17 protein-coding genes are annotated in these 17214 nt (G+C 39.1%); 9 read left to right on the forward strand and 8 right to left on the reverse strand.

Annotated features, from left to right (window positions below):
- Positions 1 to 146 precede the first annotated feature (146 nt).
- The 3 genes from AC07U8_RS00575 to AC07U8_RS00585 form a co-directional block, all read right to left on the reverse strand.
- Positions 147 to 461, reverse strand: coding sequence for a BrnA antitoxin family protein (locus AC07U8_RS00575; protein ID WP_151802410.1), 315 nt, complete (start codon positions 459 to 461; stop codon positions 147 to 149).
- Entirely contained in the window at positions 448 to 735 is a 288-nt protein-coding gene (locus tag AC07U8_RS00580; RefSeq protein WP_151802409.1) for a BrnT family toxin, read from the reverse strand. Before AC07U8_RS00580 ends, AC07U8_RS00575 begins: the two co-directional genes overlap by 14 nt.
- Before the next feature lie 274 nt (positions 736 to 1009).
- A complete protein-coding gene (locus tag AC07U8_RS00585; RefSeq protein WP_494737113.1) occupies positions 1010 to 2029 on the reverse strand; it encodes a carbon-nitrogen hydrolase family protein in 1020 nt (339 codons plus the stop codon).
- 247 nt (positions 2030 to 2276) lie between these two features.
- On the opposite strand from AC07U8_RS00585, the gene AC07U8_RS00590 reads away from it, so the two are divergent.
- Complete coding sequence (locus AC07U8_RS00590; protein ID WP_315076782.1) at positions 2277 to 3218, forward strand: AraC family transcriptional regulator; 942 nt, start codon at positions 2277 to 2279, stop codon at positions 3216 to 3218.
- Between the two features lie 338 nt (positions 3219 to 3556).
- On the forward strand, positions 3557 to 4315 hold the full coding sequence (locus tag AC07U8_RS00595) for an SIMPL domain-containing protein (protein WP_315076779.1): 759 nt from the start codon (positions 3557 to 3559) through the stop codon (positions 4313 to 4315).
- 59 nt (positions 4316 to 4374) lie between these two features.
- Here AC07U8_RS00595 and AC07U8_RS00600 read toward each other — a convergent pair whose 3' ends face one another.
- The 3 genes from AC07U8_RS00600 to AC07U8_RS00610 all read right to left on the reverse strand — a co-directional run bounded on the left by AC07U8_RS00600 (position 4375) and on the right by AC07U8_RS00610 (position 6816).
- Positions 4375 to 4680 (reverse strand): hypothetical protein, encoded by a 306-nt coding sequence (locus AC07U8_RS00600; RefSeq protein WP_004718691.1) that lies wholly within the window; start codon positions 4678 to 4680, stop codon positions 4375 to 4377.
- Between the two features lie 221 nt (positions 4681 to 4901).
- Positions 4902 to 6221, reverse strand: a complete 1320-nt coding sequence (locus AC07U8_RS00605; RefSeq protein ID WP_315076774.1) for a DUF445 domain-containing protein — start codon at positions 6219 to 6221, stop codon at positions 4902 to 4904.
- Positions 6222 to 6249: 28 nt separating this feature from the next.
- Positions 6250 to 6816, reverse strand: coding sequence for a CC0125/CC1285 family lipoprotein (locus AC07U8_RS00610; RefSeq protein ID WP_315076771.1), 567 nt, complete (start codon positions 6814 to 6816; stop codon positions 6250 to 6252).
- 237 nt (positions 6817 to 7053) lie between these two features.
- Here AC07U8_RS00610 and AC07U8_RS00615 point away from each other — a divergent pair, with 237 nt between their 5' ends.
- The gene (locus AC07U8_RS00615) at positions 7054 to 7581 is read left to right on the forward strand and encodes a dihydrofolate reductase family protein (protein ID WP_494737114.1); all 528 of its coding nucleotides are present in this window, start codon (positions 7054 to 7056) and stop codon (positions 7579 to 7581) included.
- 101 nt (positions 7582 to 7682) lie between these two features.
- Here the strand turns inward: AC07U8_RS00615 and AC07U8_RS00620 are convergent, their stop codons facing one another.
- Positions 7683 to 8222 (reverse strand): DUF924 family protein, encoded by a 540-nt coding sequence (locus AC07U8_RS00620; protein ID WP_494737115.1) that lies wholly within the window; start codon positions 8220 to 8222, stop codon positions 7683 to 7685.
- Positions 8223 to 8432: 210 nt separating this feature from the next.
- Between AC07U8_RS00620 and gshA the strand changes: the two genes are divergently transcribed.
- The 3 genes from gshA to AC07U8_RS00635 all read left to right on the forward strand — a co-directional run bounded on the left by gshA (position 8433) and on the right by AC07U8_RS00635 (position 11125).
- The gene (gene gshA, locus AC07U8_RS00625; RefSeq protein ID WP_494737116.1) at positions 8433 to 10010 is read left to right on the forward strand and encodes a glutamate--cysteine ligase; all 1578 of its coding nucleotides are present in this window, start codon (positions 8433 to 8435) and stop codon (positions 10008 to 10010) included.
- Positions 10011 to 10038: 28 nt separating this feature from the next.
- Complete coding sequence (locus AC07U8_RS00630; RefSeq protein ID WP_004718679.1) at positions 10039 to 10533, forward strand: disulfide bond formation protein B; 495 nt, start codon at positions 10039 to 10041, stop codon at positions 10531 to 10533.
- Between the two features lie 76 nt (positions 10534 to 10609).
- Positions 10610 to 11125 (forward strand): hypothetical protein, encoded by a 516-nt coding sequence (locus tag AC07U8_RS00635; protein WP_151802403.1) that lies wholly within the window; start codon positions 10610 to 10612, stop codon positions 11123 to 11125.
- A gap of 36 nt (positions 11126 to 11161) precedes the next feature.
- Here AC07U8_RS00635 and AC07U8_RS00640 read toward each other — a convergent pair whose 3' ends face one another.
- Positions 11162 to 12493 carry a PGAP1-like alpha/beta domain-containing protein gene (locus tag AC07U8_RS00640; protein WP_004818342.1) on the reverse strand — a complete coding sequence of 444 codons (1332 nt, stop codon included), beginning with the start codon at positions 12491 to 12493 and terminating at the stop codon, positions 11162 to 11164.
- A gap of 243 nt (positions 12494 to 12736) precedes the next feature.
- On the opposite strand from AC07U8_RS00640, the gene AC07U8_RS00645 reads away from it, so the two are divergent.
- From AC07U8_RS00645 to urtA, 3 genes are all read left to right on the forward strand, one after another.
- Positions 12737 to 13321, forward strand: a complete 585-nt coding sequence (locus AC07U8_RS00645; RefSeq protein ID WP_151802402.1) for a YqiA/YcfP family alpha/beta fold hydrolase — start codon at positions 12737 to 12739, stop codon at positions 13319 to 13321.
- 16 nt (positions 13322 to 13337) lie between these two features.
- Positions 13338 to 15218: a DNA topoisomerase IV subunit B gene (gene parE / locus AC07U8_RS00650; RefSeq protein WP_004718669.1), complete on the forward strand. Its 1881-nt coding sequence runs from the start codon at positions 13338 to 13340 to the stop codon at positions 15216 to 15218.
- 576 nt (positions 15219 to 15794) lie between these two features.
- Entirely contained in the window at positions 15795 to 17084 is a 1290-nt protein-coding gene (gene urtA / locus AC07U8_RS00655) for an urea ABC transporter substrate-binding protein (protein ID WP_096735463.1), read from the forward strand.
- Positions 17085 to 17214 lie beyond the last annotated feature (130 nt).

Genomic DNA, 17214 nt, shown 5'->3' on the forward strand with positions numbered 1-17214 from the left:
CGACACTCTGTCAGACTTTTCGTATTAATACTAATTATAAATAATCTAAAGATTTACTAGCTATTTCACTATATCGATCACTTAAAGTCATGCTATCTCATAAATTCGATCATTACATCACTTTCAAAAATACCGATTTAAAATATTTATTGATGATTCTTTAACTCTTTTAGCATCGCATCACGAAGAATCTCATTCATACGTGTTTGATAGCCTTTCCCTTGTGCTTTAAACCATGCAAGAACATCTGCATCCAGACGAATAGAGGTTTGTTGTTTCACTGGGCGATAAAACTTCCCATGACGGGCAGCATTACTCCAGTCAGTAATTTCAGGAATATCAGAAAGGTCTATTTGTTCATCAGAGATTTTGCCTCTTGCAACTAAACGTTGGATTTCTGCTTCACGTTTGTCTTTGAACTTTTCATTAAGTTCTTCTTTTGTATATCTAACCATGCTCATATTTTCTAATCTCCGCTTTAGTGGCATCTCTAGCACTGATTAAACGAATGATTTCAGTGTCATCTTCTAGCCTAATGGTATGGGCAACCAATACAAGCAATACACCATGAATCATACCTATAGTTTGCCAACGTTCTTCACCATCAACAAACCTTTCCTGCTGTTCAATTCGTAGAGGGTCATCAAAGACTAACGTTGCAACTTCAAAGGAAATATCATGTTTACGTTGATTCTTTTGATTTTTAACCTCATCCCATTCAAAAGATTGTTTCATATAAAACATTCAAATTTGTATATACACTAATGTATCATAAAATAAGACTTGAGAGTGTAATTTTTAACCAAATTTGTTAGTGATAGGCTTCAAAATAGGAGAGGAAAGAGTAGAAGTGTTTCAATATTGATTTTTGATTCTATTTTAGAGAAGCATTTTTTTAACATTTCACATAAGAGCCCTCTATTAAAGAAAGGCCCTTATAGAACCTTCCTTAATTAAAAATTGACCAAGATTGAGTTCGCCTTCACAACCAAAAATAGCAAATCCTCACTTATTCTCCTTCAACCTCCAATTCTGCTGTCACATCAATATTTGTTGGCTCTATAGAGGAACGTACAGCGGGTGCTGAATAAATCACGTTGGGTTTATGTTGAGCATTAAAGACCAACTGAAAAACATCTGGACGAGAATAATGCCCTACAGGATCTGCCGCATTTTTAGCAAAAATAATATGATTAAGATCAATGTCAGCGATTAACAGACCTTCTTCATCTTCGGCAAGTGGAGTGGCGAGATCACCGCCATCAGGGCCATAAATTCGTGATGCACCGCCACCAGTTTTTAGTAATTTTTTCTTGGTCTCATCGGTACATAAAGCGTCAACCATTTCCTGAGAAACCATCGCACAAGATGCAAGCACAAAACATTGTCCTTCAGCTGCATACAGACGTGAAGCAGCATTGTTGACTTCTGCGCCGAGTGCGGCAGTCATATCCGTATATAAGCTAAAACTAGGCCATGCTGCGATATGGATTTGTTCGTGCTGCGAATACATTGCATAACGGTTTAAAGGCTGTAAATGTTCCCAGCAGCACAGCGCCCCAATGCGACCAAGTACAGTGTCATAGACTTGCAGAGAACTACCATCACCTTCACCAAATAAAGTCCGCTCTACATGAGTGGCTTTTAATTTTCGACGAACAGCGATGGTTTCACCATGATGATCAATAATCCATTGGGAAATATACAGACTGCCATGATCACGCTCACTCAAGCCTAAAACCACATGCATATTATGTTTTTTTGCAGCATCCGCAATTTGTTTGGCTTGGTCACTGTTTAGTTCAAGTGAGTTGAGATGGTATTGATATACCCACGGCATATTTGCAGCGGGAGAATCTAGCCATAAAAACCATGGATAGCCAGGAATCCAAGTCTCTGGAAAGGCGATAAGTTCAACCCCTTTTTCTGCTGCTTCGGCAATAATTTTGATGGTTTTGTCTACGCTTCCTTGTAAGTCGAGAAATGCAGGAACCGCTTGTACACAAGCGACTTTAATTGAAGTTTTCATGAGTGATCCTTTCTCAATAACTAAGCAATATTGCACTTTTGGTTATAAAACCAAAGATTGATCAGGGGGTATGCTGAGCAGGAACAAAAAATAGATCTATACGGAACTAAAAATCCAAAAATGATTCCAAATTTAAAAGAGATAATTTGTGCTTGATCTCAAGGTTAGGGGACGTTGAGTTGAAGGTTTACAAATTATGCTAAACGGATTAGCTTTATTGCATTAGCGTCTAAGAATAAGAGAGACAATGATGTTTAACTATGACACAAGGCGTGTCAAAAATAAGCTGCAACGTGATTATTGGCAGGATGCGATTAGTCAAGTATTTGTACCATTGACCTGTAATGCTTCTGTACAGGATGGCTTTTTTGGTACTTTGTCTGCAAAACATATAGGCAATATTCAACTGGTTGAAATCAAAGGCTATGGTCAACATGTTGAACGGCATGCCTCCAATATTAGACATAGTCATCATGATGAGATTTTATTTATCTTCCTGATAGAAGGCCAAATGGGTGTTCAATATCATGGTCGTGAACAATGCCTTAGCAAAGGGCAATTTATTTTTCATGATACCCAGCAGCCGTATGATTTGTATTTGAATGGACAATTCAATCAACTAGTGCTCATGTTCCCGCGTGAACAATTTCAACAGTATTTTGGGCGACCTGATCAGTTGTGTGGTCATGCTTTTGGTGATGGGCATCCACTGAAAATTTTATTATTAAATTACGCACATGATTTATTTTGGTTCCCTGAGCAGGCTTCAACAGAACTTCAGCAGGTGGTACTGCATAAGTTTTTTGATTTACTGCATTATGTGGTTCTCGATCAGGTCAAAGACAAAACGCCTCGATCCAGTAGCCACAGCATGCTCGTACAGGTCAAGCATTTAATTCTGGAGCATTTAGACAATAGTGGGCTGAGTATTCATGATATTGCCCAAGATCTTCGTATTAGTTCGCGATATATCAGTAAACTTTTTCAACAGAATGAAACCACATTTGGCCGTTATGTGATGCAAAGTCGTTTGCAATTAGCCAAGAAGATGTTGATACAGACCAATGAACATACGCATAAAATTAATCAAATTGCCTATCAATGTGGATTTGATGATATGTCGAAATTCTCACGTGAGTTTAGAAAACATTATGGTATATCACCGAGTATGATGCGTAAGATTAACTAAATAGAACTACAAAAGAGTGAGAAGTAAAATTATCGATAAGATGATTGCTAAATTTTTCATTTTTAAGCCCACAAGATCTAAACTGAAATTTTATTCATTCGTTTCAGAGCAATTTTAGATGGCTTAAACGCACTTTAGCAGTGATTTTAAGCGCTGAATCAGATCATGTAGATTTCATATGATGATTAGATGAATTATTCTGATTTTTATAAGGCGTGGTCAGTCTTTATAGATGACGCAAACTATAACGCAATGTTGTTTATAGGATCAAAGTAGGTTGACTTGTTGTAGGATCCTTACTATAACTTATTTATAATAATTTTAGCGATACTACAATAATGGAAAATAAATCAATCACATATAAAACTTTATGGGTCTTTGCACTCATTCTAAGTTTAGGATTCATTATCTCAGCAAGTGTCATGGGCTATGCACTTAAGCAGTTTAATGGTGAAAAAAATTCAATAGTGGTCAAAGGGTTGGCTGAAAAACCCATTCAAGCAGATCTAGCGCGCTGGGAGATTCATCTGCAAACCAGTCGTGCTTCAGACAGTGTTTCAGCCGCCTATCAATTGTTAGATCAAGAAGTAAAAGCACTACAAGATTTCTTTGTTGAACACGGGTTTAAGGCAACAGAAATGAAACTGGGCAATAAAAGTTCTCAACCCTATTATGAAGAAGTGAATCAAGGCGAGGGGAAATTTACCCGCGAGTTTAGAGGCTATACTGCGATGCAATCACTAGTGATAAATAGTCGTGATATTCAAAAGATTGAGAAAGCCGCAAAAGATGCGTATTTATTAGATGAAAAAGGCATATCCATCGAGCAAAAACCGCAGTATTTGGTGTCGAATCTAGAAGAAATAAAAATGTCATTGATCGCCAATGCAACTAAAAATGCGCATAGTCGTGCCAATGAGTTTGCAAAAGTCGGTGGGGTAAAAGTCGGTGCGATGCGTTCTGCAAGTCAGGGTGCGTTTTATATTTTACCTGAAAGTGGTTCTGATGATGATAGCGATTATGGTGGTGCTTATGACAAAGCCACCGTTAATAAAATTGCGCGGGTTGTCGTGACCATCAATTATGCGATTGATTGATACAGCATTTAAATTGATAAAAGTGCAGTGCTAAAAAATGGGAGCTAGACTCCCATTTTTTATTGTTGCTCATGCTCTTTGTAATACTGATGCTTTCTTTTGGCGTTATGCTTCCAACTTTTGGCAACTTTATAGACATAGGTTGGTAAATCATCCCAAGCTTGAGCCAAGCCGTTACCACGTGCAACACGAATCTTAAGAGGATAGTCTTTATATTCAATTATATGTAGAAAATAAAAACTTCTCTCTTGGTGTGTACTAAATGCTTTATAATAAAGGCTTTTAATATTTGGATAACGCTTCGAAAAGCAATCATCAGGGTTCCTTTTTATAGAGTTTTGATATTGATATTTTAGATTTTTCACGGTTCCTCCTAGGTAACATTACCTAGAAGGGATCCTTTGCAAAATAATTCATGGTTTTAATCCTAAAAAGTTAAGAATGATTTCTTCATTCTTTTAGCATGTCATCAGGTAAAATTTGATTTATAACCATTCTTCTGTGATGTTTTACTTTTTGCCGAAGTAGTACGAATCACTTCCGTTGAATCTTCAACCTTTGTTGCATCATTTAAAGCCTTATATTCTCAAATCGCAAAATCAATCACAGCACGAATCACACCTAAACTTAGACCAATAAATGCGCCCACCACAACACCATTGACACGGATCATATGTAAATCACCGCCTACCTCATTTTCAATCTTGGCGATCATTTCGGTTGAATCCCACTCATGAATACGTTGACTAATAAACTTAATCACTTTCTCACTATATTGGTCACTTAAATTGATGGCAATTCCGCTGATTCGATCATTTAGTAATTCTCGTACAGACTGATTTTGCATCAAGTTTTCACCAAGCTGTTGAATGGCGATTCGTAAATTCATGGCAATACCCGAGTCTGATTTAAGCAAGTCAGTTTTAACCGCATCACATAAAATCACCACAGCACCAGTAATAAAGTTGAGTACTGGTTCGCTGTCTAAAAGGGCATTCTTGGTTTCATTTAAACTTATGCTGGCATGACTATTGTTATCTGCGAGTTGCAACATAAGCTCATGTGCAGCTTCCTCAATTTTTTGACGAATAGGATGTTCTTGATCAGCAAGCATGGATTCCACTTTTTCAATCACTGAATCAATGGTCCGTTGCTCAACATCAATCCCAATCCAGCTGGCACCCTTGGCAAGGCGTGAAACACCAAGCTCTTTAAACATGGTTTGAGTGATTTCACGGGTTTTTTCAGGATGGGTCATCATCCATTCATGGGCAATATCTAGTCCACGTTGTAATACATCTTGATGGAAATCATTTTCTAAAACCGCACGCAACATTTCACTTGCCAATTGGTTCATGCGAGTATTTCGAACCCATTGCACACTGTTATTTTGAATAAAGCGTCCAATTTGGTCCTGCCCGACAAATTCGAAAATTTTCGGAACCGTTTGCTGAATCACATCCACCACTTGACCGTTATTTTTAGGATTGGCCAGCCATTGACCCACAGCAAAACTAAGATCAATACTTTTTAAACTACGTTCAACAATTTGTGGGGAGAGAAAATTTTCTTGGACAAATTTACCCATCGATTCCGCAATACGTGCTTTATTACGTGGAATGATTTCGGTGTGATCTTTGAGGAATTTAGGAATGGGAATTTTCCCAAAGGGATTACGAAACAACACAGTAATCGCATACCAATCGGCTAAGCCACCGACCACGCCAGCTTCAGCACCTAGCATGAGAATATGAATAAACCAAGCATACTCAGGCATGAGTTTGGCGGAAATGATCAAAGCAAACCACGCGACAACAGCCACCACCAAGGCAATGGTCGCAAAGCGTTTGCTTCGATCTAAGTTTGGAATTTCATTGAGAACTTCACTTTGTTCAATTCCGCTCATTCATTTTCCTAAATCGATTTCTGCATTTTTATTTCGTTGATGTTACCGCATCAGGCTGTGGTTGCAGTACTTGTCCTGTCGGACTAACACCATATTTTTGTCCTAAAGATTGCAAAATCAGACGAGCGTCAAATGCATCATTTGGCGATGACTTTTTATCTTTATAACATTCTATCGTATAGGAAATTTGCACAGGGTCAATGGTCACCACTTGTGGCATATCATAAAATGGGTCATTCCAGAACACTGGATGACGACGATAGCCCCAACCATATGGATAGTAGTTTGATGATGGGTAAACTACTGCTTTACGAGGCGGTTGCTGAGTACGATTACTTGGGTCATCTAAAACCTTAAAGTACGTAAATCCATTTAAAAGCGTTGTTTGTGCGGCTTTAACAAGATTAATTTCTTCAGCTGTTCCAAAACTCATATTGCTATTGCCTTGGAAGCTGATGCGATAGCTATGATCGTTAAGTGAAACCGTAGTGTATTGCCCAAGCTGGTCAAAGGTTCGTGGTTTGCTTGGTGTTGTCGCACAACCTGTGATGGTGAGTGCCACTGCAATAGTCAGACCAATGAGTACTTTGTTCATGTGTCTCTCCTTTCCATTCTTTTGGATGGAATTTAATGAATTTATAATCCTCAGTATATTGTTCTAAATTGATGGACTGACAATGAATTTCAAGAAGAATTTTGTTAATTCAGGATGATACCCATTAAGATAAATGACTGTTCACGTAAAATTTAAACAATAAGCCCAGTATTATGCGTATTTAATCCATGATAAAAAATGAAGACTGTTGAGAGTGAACGCTGTTGAGAGAGTTAAATGAGTATTCAAATTAAAGGCTATATTGCAACAAGCGCAGACGGTTATATCGCAACACTAGATGGTTCTGTAGCTTTTTTAGCGCCATTTCAAAGTATTGACTGTGGATATGATGATTTTATCCAAGATATCGATATCGTGATTATGGGGCGTAAAACCTATGAGGTGATTTGTTCTTTTGGGGAGGCTTGGCCTTATCCAAATCAGAAAGGATTTATTGTTACTTCTAATCCTAATTTAGCTTTAACTCATGCCTCGCTTACGCGCTGGAACTTAGCTGTGGATGAACTTGTTGAGCATCTTAAACAGAATTATAACGGCAATGTCTGGATTGTCGGTGGAACACAATTGCAGAATACCTTTATTGAACAGAAGCTGCTCAATACTTTAGAGGTTTTTATCATGCCTGTTCTTCTTGGAAAGGGCATACCGCTATTTCCAAGTTCTGACTCGCATGGACAGCAGTTAAAGTCCATACATGCTGAAATGATTGAAAATACCATTATTAAACACAGCTATGTTTTCTAACGCTTGCTGTTTCTTATTGACTGATATGTTTTAGATGCGCTGGTCAAACAGCTTATGCAAAATGCTTCTGCATAAGCCAATTAGATAAAAAATGAATAGGATTAAAAATGACTATTCGGCTGTTTTAAAAACTCAATTTCTTCTGCAGTTGAGCTTCGCCCTAAAATTTGATTACGGTGAGGATAACGCCCAAAACGATCAATAATCACTTTATGCTTTTTCTCAAAATCTAAATTGAGTGGATTGCCCAACTGTTCAAAAAGCTGTAAAGCTTGGGTATGGATAATTTTTGATTCACTATGCATAAATGGCATATACAGGAATGAACGCTGTTCGGGGCTTAATTGTTGATCTAAATTCAGCTGAATTGCTTCTTGTGATAGTGCAAGTGCCAAGGCATCTTGTGCAAAAGATTCAGCATGATCTCGATACAAATTACGCGAGAATTGATCTAAAACAATAATTTCAGCCAAGCGACCTTCTGCTGTCGTACGCCAAGTCCATAGCTCACAATGTTTGGCTTGATCCAAGGTATGTGCAAATCTCTGGTGCAAAGTTTGATCGAATGCGTCACTTTTCGCGAACCAAAATGGCTGAGTTTCTTCACTAAACCAAAAATCGATAATTTCTTGATAATTCATAGTAGTTACAATTCTTTAGTGGTAATTTTTCTATAAAATCACAAATTTTAGATGTCTTGTAGAGGCAGTTTGTGTTAAAAACTTTTCCGAAATAAAGTGAATAATTCATTTAAAACAACGATGCTTATACGTGTATATCGATAAATAACGTTATACTGCGCGCATCAAAACATTTTATTTTAAAAAATTCTTTAAGATAAGCGAGTAAGTATGAGTCAACCCGAAACGATTTCCCAATCTTTAGTACCAAATTGGGTGGATTCTACCTTATTCAGAGGCATGTTACGTGGCATTGAACGTGAAAGCCTGCGTATGCAAAGTAATGGCTTTTTATCACAGGCTGATCATCCTCAGTCTTTAGGCTCTGCCCTAACACATCCGCATATCACCACAGATTATTCAGAAGCTTTGATGGAGTTTATTACACCCCCCAAAGAAAGCATTCCTGAAGCGTTAAGCTTTTTAACAGATGTCCATGCTGTTGTGCATCGTCATTTAGAAAATGGTGAAAAGCTATGGACTTTGTCCATGCCATGTATGCTGGATGACAAAGAAGAAAATATCCGTTTGGCGCAATATGGCACATCCAATATTGGTCAATTCAAAACCTTATACCGTCATGGTCTAGGCATTCGTTATGGTCGCCGTATGCAGACGATTTCGGGTGTGCATTACAATGTGTCTTTCCCAGATGCGTTATTTGAACAATTACAACAACACGAAAGCAATGAAGCGCTTAAAGCATTAAGCCTGCAAGATTATCGCAGTCATCGTTATCTTGGATTAATTCGTAACTTTATTCGTTTAACTCCTCTCGTGATGTATTTGGTGGGTGCCAGTCCTTCAGTCTGTAAATGCTTTATGACAGGGCGTGAGCATCAATTGTTGCCTTTAATCAAAGGCACATTGTTTCTACCTTATGCCACAGCATTGCGTATGGGGCGTTTTGGTTATCAAAATTCTGCACAAAAACAATTGGGTATTCATTACAACAATTTAGAAAGTTATGTGGCTGAATTACAAAAAGCGGTTAATTCACCTTATGCACAGTTTAGTCATTTAGGTTTAAACGATGCCAATGGTCAGCCGATTCAAATTAATGATCACGTCTTACAAATTGAAAATGAATACTACAGCTTAGTCCGCCCAAAACAAGTGCCACAAGCAGGGGAAACGCCATCTCAGGCCTTGTCAAATCGTGGGATTGGCTATGTCGAATTACGCGCGGTAGATGTAAATCCATACAGTGCGATTGGCATCGATGAAGATACAGCAGGCTTCTTGGAAGTGGTTGCGTTGTATTGCTTGCTTAAAGAAAGCCCAGATCTATGGGATGAAGAACAAGATATTATTGAGCAAAACCAAGCTGAAGTGGTCAATTGTGGTCGTGCACCAAATGCGAAAATCATTGAAGCGGGTGTTGAATATCCATTACTTGAATGGATTCAACAGCATGTTACCGCCATGCAACCACTTGCAGATCTACTCAACCAATCCTATGCAACAGATTTATATCGCCAAGCGTTGACGGTGATGCAAACACGTATTGATGACGTTGATGAAACACTATCAGCGCATGTGATTGCCGATACTGTAGAGCAGGGTGGCACATGGAATTTTGGTGGCTATATGGCCAATCAACATATTCAAAGTTACGAACAACATGTATTAAGTTCGGAAACTTTAGCGTATTTTGAGGGGCTTACTCGAACATCTCTCGCAGAACAACAGCAACTTGAACAAAATACAAGTATAAGTTTCGAGGATTATCTGAGTAAATTTAGATAAAACATAGATTAAATAATGAGGAAGTTCCATGCAATGGCGTAGTTATCGCTTCGTAAGTGGTCTTTTATTTTTGGCAAGTGTGATTGGTATGTCATTTGCGCTCTATTTAGAGCATGTACAAGGGCTTGAGCCATGTCCACTATGCGTATTTCAGCGTATTGGATTGATTGGTCTAGGGCTAATTTCACTGATTGCCTTTTTGCATAACCCAAAAACAAATGTATTTAAACGCATTTATAGCTTTTTGGGTTTAGCTGCGATTTCTTGGTCAGTTGGTGTTGCCGCTCGTCATGTGTGGCTACAGAACCTACCCAAAGATCAGGTTCCAAGTTGTGGTCCCGGTCTAGACTATTGGGTCAACACTTTGCCTTTAAAGGCTGTGTTTGAAAATGTGCTTAAGGGTTCTGGCGAATGTGCCATGGTCGATTGGACTTTCTTAGGACAGTCTTTACCTGTTTGGTCATTACTGTTTTTCAGTGTATTGGCATTGATCAGTCTATGGCAGTTATTTAGAAAGTACTAATTTAAAACATCAAGAGCCAGTCTAAACTGGCTCTTTTTTCATATAAACTTCATTTACTTATAAATCAAGCAAAACCATGAATCATAAAATAAATTTAGCCGGGATCGGCATACTGGTCTGTTTGGCTACAGCACAAGTCTCTGCAAAACCAGCCAACAATGTGGTCAGAAAAGATGTATCTTGTCAGTTTAAATCTGAATTTGATGACACCATTCCAGCCGATGTTTCCTATATCAAATTGGGCGCTCAGCCATTTAAAAAATTTATTGTCGATCCAGATTATTTTTCAAGTCGAATCGAAGACTGTCAATTACACGGCGGCAGATACTATGTATTGTCTGTGTCGCAGAGCCATCCAGCAAGAACGCTTGCCCAGTCGCTGATTGGGGTGACGCAATTTGATTTAACAGGCAAAAAGCTCAGCCAAAAATTTTATAATAAAGCTTGGACTTGTGAGTTAAAACAAGGCTTTATAGCAAAAAATCAACGCTTATTGATCGATACACAATGTGCAGAAAAATCAAACTTTGATGAATATGGTGACATGATTGATCCGAAGCAGAACAAGTCTTATCAAATTGAAGTGAAATAGCAGAAAAAAACGGATTGAAAATCCGCTTTTTTACGATTAGGTTTCAACAATCCCTTGCATACTTTCTAATTTAATCAAATATTTGCGAATTTGTTCTTCTGCCAATTCATCATGGTGCGGATAAAACCATTTGGCAATTTGTTCCGAAACCAAAGGATGATATTGAATCTCAAGATGGTTTAAGCCATAAAACACAGCTTTATGCGATTCAGGTAATTTTAACTGAAAGCGTGGGTTCGGGTGTTCACCCAAGGCACTTTTAACACTGACCAGATAGTCGCCAATCACTTTTAAGGTGCGATTTTTGCGGTTTTCAAATTCCAGCGTGCCTGCAATTAAAAAGGTATTGATATGCGACGGTAGCGGAGCTGGTTTACGGTTGTCATCCATCAAACCAATACGGGCATTGTTATGCTCCCAGTCATCATCTCGAACACTTCCATAACGCAAGTCTAAGATACCGTTACTGCGGATATTGACGATATGGCTGATCATTTTAACAATCGGGAAATTCCCCACTTTCTCTTGCATGGCAAATCCAAAACGCTCTAATAACGCACCATGATGCGGGGAGCCAATACAAACCAGATTCTCAACCATGTGGAACCACTGGTGCATGTTTTGTTTGCCATAGAACAGCGCACTGCGAGAAACCAAGCCGCCCATACTGTGGCCAATTAAATCAATGCTGGTAATGCGAGGGTTGCGTTTGATTAAATCTTCTAAAAGATTTGCCAATGAACGTCCATTGGCTGAAATTCTACGTCCAGTATTGTAGTGAAAATACAACATGGTGTTGTGATCACGTTGAGCCAAGAGTTTCTCACCGATACCGCCATTGTTACGATTGGTCCAGTCTTGATAATTCATACATAAACCGTGAGAGAAAATCACCACACGACCAGCCAAGTCGCCTTGCTGTAATGAACCATAATGATCATAGAGTACAGGTGACAGTGCGAGCGGATTATGAGTTGCTAATAAATAATCGCCCAATACGCCATTTAAAACGCTGACCAAAAAAGTCATGTGAGAGGTCAATGGCTTATCATGTAAATTTGGGAAACGTTCAATGGTTTTACGTAAAATCGGGGCAATCAGGTGGCTACCATAATTTTGCAATGCGTGATAACCAAATTGATAGAATTTATCGACAATCGGACGGGATTGAAATCGTTTGGCTTTTTGTTTACTTAAGCCAAAAATACTCAGCAACATTTCACGTTGGATTGATTGGATGAAGTCTTGAACCATACCACTGAGCGGCGTACTGACTAACTGTGCTAAACCCTCTAATACGTCGGCCTGACTTGGAGGCGAACGATCCCACTTACAATAGGTTTCGTGTAAAGGGGTTAAGCTTGGCATGGTTATTTCCTCATCCATATTGATCTGGAACAAAGACTTTATTTTTGCTTTAGATCAATGTATAAATCCCTAGGCAATCATCTTATCTTGTTCATCCTGAACGCTATTTAAAATACCGATAATTGCGATTAAGTTTTAGTTTTTTGTCGGACAATATCCCGACATATACAAATTAAAACAATAATGTGATTTGAATCACATTAAAAATTAAAACATTGGTGGTAAAAAAGCAAACTATTTTCAATGAATATTATTTATTTACATGGTTTTAAAAGTAGTCCTTTATCAATAAAAGGGCAACAACTAGATGATTACTGTCGATGCTATTCATCGCATAGTGTGCATTTGCCTGATTTAAACCAACATCCGCAACTGGTTTTAGATCAAATTTCAGCGCTCATTGAAAAATTGCCTGATGTTGCACTGGTGGGGAGTAGCTTTGGTGGCTTTTATGCGACACAATTGGTCGCAAAATATGGCGTGCCTGCTGTTTTAATTAATCCAGCTATGCGACCATGGCAATTGTTCCGTAACTTATTTGGAATTGAACAGATTCCCTATAAGATCAATGAACAATGGACTTTAGATCGTTTACAACTTGACTACTTGGAAGCGATTGCCGTGCCATTTGTACAAGATGCAGACAAAATACTGGTCTTATTACAACAAGGTGATGAAGTTTTAGATTATCGTGACGCTGAACGGTATTATAGTGCAGCTCCACATACATCATTGATCATGACAGAAATGCATGGTAATCATGCGATGGAAGATTTTGCCGATAAAATACCCATGATTCTGGAATTTTTATCATACTCCGTAAAATAAAAGGAAAAAACTCAACGTGTCTCAATATACGGCCCAATCACTTGAAGTATTATCTGGTCTAGATCCTGTACGTCGCCGTCCAGGTATGTATACCGATACCACTCGTCCAAACCATTTGGCGCAAGAAGTAATTGATAATGCTGTCGATGAGGCACTTGCAGGACATGCCAATAAAATTACTGTCACGGTATATAAAGATGGTTCGTTGTCGGTCGAAGACAATGGTCGTGGTATGCCAGTCGATATTCACCCTGAATACGGACAAAGCGGGATTGAAATTATCCTAACGAAACTGCATGCAGGCGGTAAATTTAGCACCGATAACTATCAGTTTTCGGGCGGTTTGCATGGTGTTGGGATTTCCGTGGTCAATGCCTTGTCTGATCGTGTTGAAGTTGAAGTTCAACGCCACGGTAATCTTTATAAAATGGCGTTTGAACATGGTGAACCTGTTGCGCCTTTAGAGGTTTTAGAAGGTAAAGCGCCAAAACGTGCTACGGGGACAACAGTACATTTTTGGCCAGAAGCGAAATATTTTGACTCACCTAAATTTGCTTTAAAAGCGTTAAAACATAATCTCAAAGCCAAAGCTGTGTTGGCTGCTGGTCTACAAATTAATTATATTGACCAGATTAATGACGAAAAAATTGAATGGCAGTTTGAAAATGGTCTCGTCGACTATTTGATGGATGAATTACAAGATCGTGAAATCATTCCAGATCCTGCCTTTGTTGCAACGGGTGAAGCTGAACGCGCCAGCGCTGAGTTTGCAATTTGCTGGAATGCTGAGGGTGGCGAACAAATTCAGGAAAGTTATGTGAATTTGATCCCAACGGCACAAGGGGGAACCCATGTAAACGGGTTACGCTCAGGTGTTACCGATGCGATGCGTGAGTTTTGTGAGTTACGGAACTTGTTGCCACGTAATCTCAAATTGTCTGCTGAAGATGTTTGGGACGGGGTCAATTATATTCTGTCGCTTAAATTCCAAGAGCCACAATTCTCAGGACAAACCAAAGAACGTCTTTCAAGCCGAGAAGCGTCTAACATTGTTTTAAATATTGCCAAAGATGCTTTTGCGCTCTGGCTAAATCAAAACTCTGAAGTGGCCATGCAATTGGCTGAGATTGTGATTGCGAAAGCGGGTCGCCGTTTAAAAGCAGCTAAAAAAGTTGAACGTAAAAAGATTGTTGCCGGTCCTACCTTGCCCGGAAAACTATCAGATTGTGTGGGTCATACCCTTGAAGAATCGGAACTGTTTATCGTCGAAGGTGACTCTGCCGGTGGTTCTGCAAAACAAGCCCGTGATAAAAACTTCCAAGCGATCATGCCGATTCGTGGGAAAATTTTAAATACTTGGGAAGTGTCTTCTGACGAGGTGTTGGCCTCTCAAGAAGTGCATAATATTGCGATTGCAATCGGTGTAGATCCGGGCAGTGATGATCTTTCCGAATTACGTTATGGCAAAATTTGTATCCTTGCCGATGCCGATTCAGATGGTTTACATATCGCGACCTTGCTTTGTGCACTCTTCGTCAAGCATTTCCCTGCAATGGTCGATGCTGGGCACCTATATGTTGCAATGCCACCATTGTTCCGTATCGATGATGCCAAAGATGTTTATTACGCGCTTGATAACGAAGAGTTAGAAGCTATCTTAAAGAGAGTTAAATCTAAAAACCCGCAAATTACTCGATTTAAAGGTTTGGGTGAAATGAACGCCAGTCAATTGCGTGAAACCACCTTAGATCCAAATACACGCCGTTTGGTGCAGTTGGATTTGGACGACACGCATCACACAACAGGCTTACTGGATAAATTACTTGCCAAAAAAAGGTCAGGTGATCGTAAAGACTGGTTAGAGCAAAAAGGTAATTTAGCTGATTTGAGTGTTTGATTGCTGAACTTATGCATATTTAAAAAATGATGCCCCAGTGCATCATTTTTTTTGGTACCTCTTAAATATCGCATTGATGCAAACAGAATTATATTGATCGTAATACAAATTATTTTTGTATTGCTTTTCTATTTTTTCTCTTATTCTTTTACCTCTACTCCATCCATCTCAAGGATTGGGTCATCCTGTCAAAAGCGTTTGGTGCTTTAAAGCAGAATTTATCCCGAAAGCCCTAAAAATTTAATTCTGGGTAAATTTTTTGCACTCTCATCGCTCATTTTAAACAAAAAAAATCGCACTTAATTTGACCAGTGTGGCTTTTAATCTCGCATTTTTACTTGCTAAGTGCTGGCTATATCCAGTGATGGAAAGGCATTTAATGCCTATCAATGTATCTTCAACTTATATAAAAATAATAGCGGCTAATATTTTGATTTTATTATTTTTTATCAGGAAAAATATTCAACGATAAAATCACAAATTCTCCACTTGGCATAAAAATTGAATTAAGCCTGTCAGGTAAAAGCAAAATCGCGCATTCAAAAATGCACCAAAAGGTTTGGAGAGAAAAAGATGATGTTCCAACAAAAAATGTTTTCAAAAACACTTCTCGCTGTGGCAATGATGGGGAGCATTGCGCTGACAGCTTGCTCAAAGCCCGCAGATAAAACGGAAGCGAAACCCGCAGCAGAAAATAAATCGGCAACTGCCACAAGCGGTGACACAATTAAAGTGGGCATCTTGCATTCACTGTCTGGAACCATGGCAATCTCTGAAACGTCGCTTAAAGATACGGCACTGATGGCAATCAATGAAATTAATGCCAAAGGTGGGGTGATGGGGAAAAAGCTTGAGCCTGTTGTCGTCGATCCTGCATCAGACTGGCCATTATTTGCTGAAAAAGCCCGCCAGTTGATTACTCAGGACAAAGTCGCTGTCATTTTTGGCTGCTGGACTTCAGTTTCTCGTAAATCAGTGTTACCAGTTGTAGAGGAGCTCAATGGTCTGTTGTTCTATCCAGTGCAATACGAAGGCCAAGAACAGTCTAAAAATATTTTCTATACAGGCGCAGCACCTAACCAACAAGCGATTCCTGCTGTTGAATACTTAATGGGTGAAGAGGGAGGTAAGGCACAACGTTTTGTCTTATTAGGTACTGACTATGTTTACCCACGAACCACCAACAAAATTTTACGTGCATTCTTAAAGTCTAAAGGTGTTGCCGATGCAGACATCATGGAAGAATACACACCATTTGGACACAGTAATTATCAAACCATTGTCGGCAACATTAAGAAATTCGCTGCGGGTAAAAAGACCGCGGTTATTTCCACCATCAATGGTGATTCTAACGTACCGTTCTATCGTGAATTGGGTAACCAAGGCATAAAAGCTTCAGATATTCCTGTGATGGCCTTTTCTGTCGGTGAAGAAGAATTACGCGGGATCGATACCAAACCACTGGTCGGGCATTTGGCATCTTGGAACTACTTCATGTCTGTGAAAAATCCAGTGAATACCGAATTCGTCAATAAGATGAAGCAATATGCAGTGGAATATAAGCTACCCAATGCCAGTAAATTGGTGACCAATGACCCAATGGAAGCCACCTATGTTGGCATCAATATGTGGAAACAAGCCGTTGAAAAAGCGGGAACAACGGATGTGGACAAAGTCCGTGAAGCGATGGCGGGTCAAAGCTTTAAAGCACCGTCAGGCTATACCTTAAGTATGGATGCCAGCAATCATCACTTACATAAGCCTGTGATGATTGGACAAATTCGTGGTGATGGGCAATTTGATGTGGTTTACAAGAGCCCTCAACCGATCAAAGCGGAACCATGGAGCCCGTACATTCCTAAATAAAGACTTTACGACCCCAAAAGCCTGCTACATGTGTAGTGGGCTTAACTGATGACTCAACTTTAAAGGTCATTGTATTTAAACAAAAATAGGGGGAGTTGCACATGTCACTTAGACTGAAACTCGCAGCACT

The sequence above is a fragment of the Acinetobacter sp. GW821-FHT01E09 genome (genome assembly GCF_059422385.1).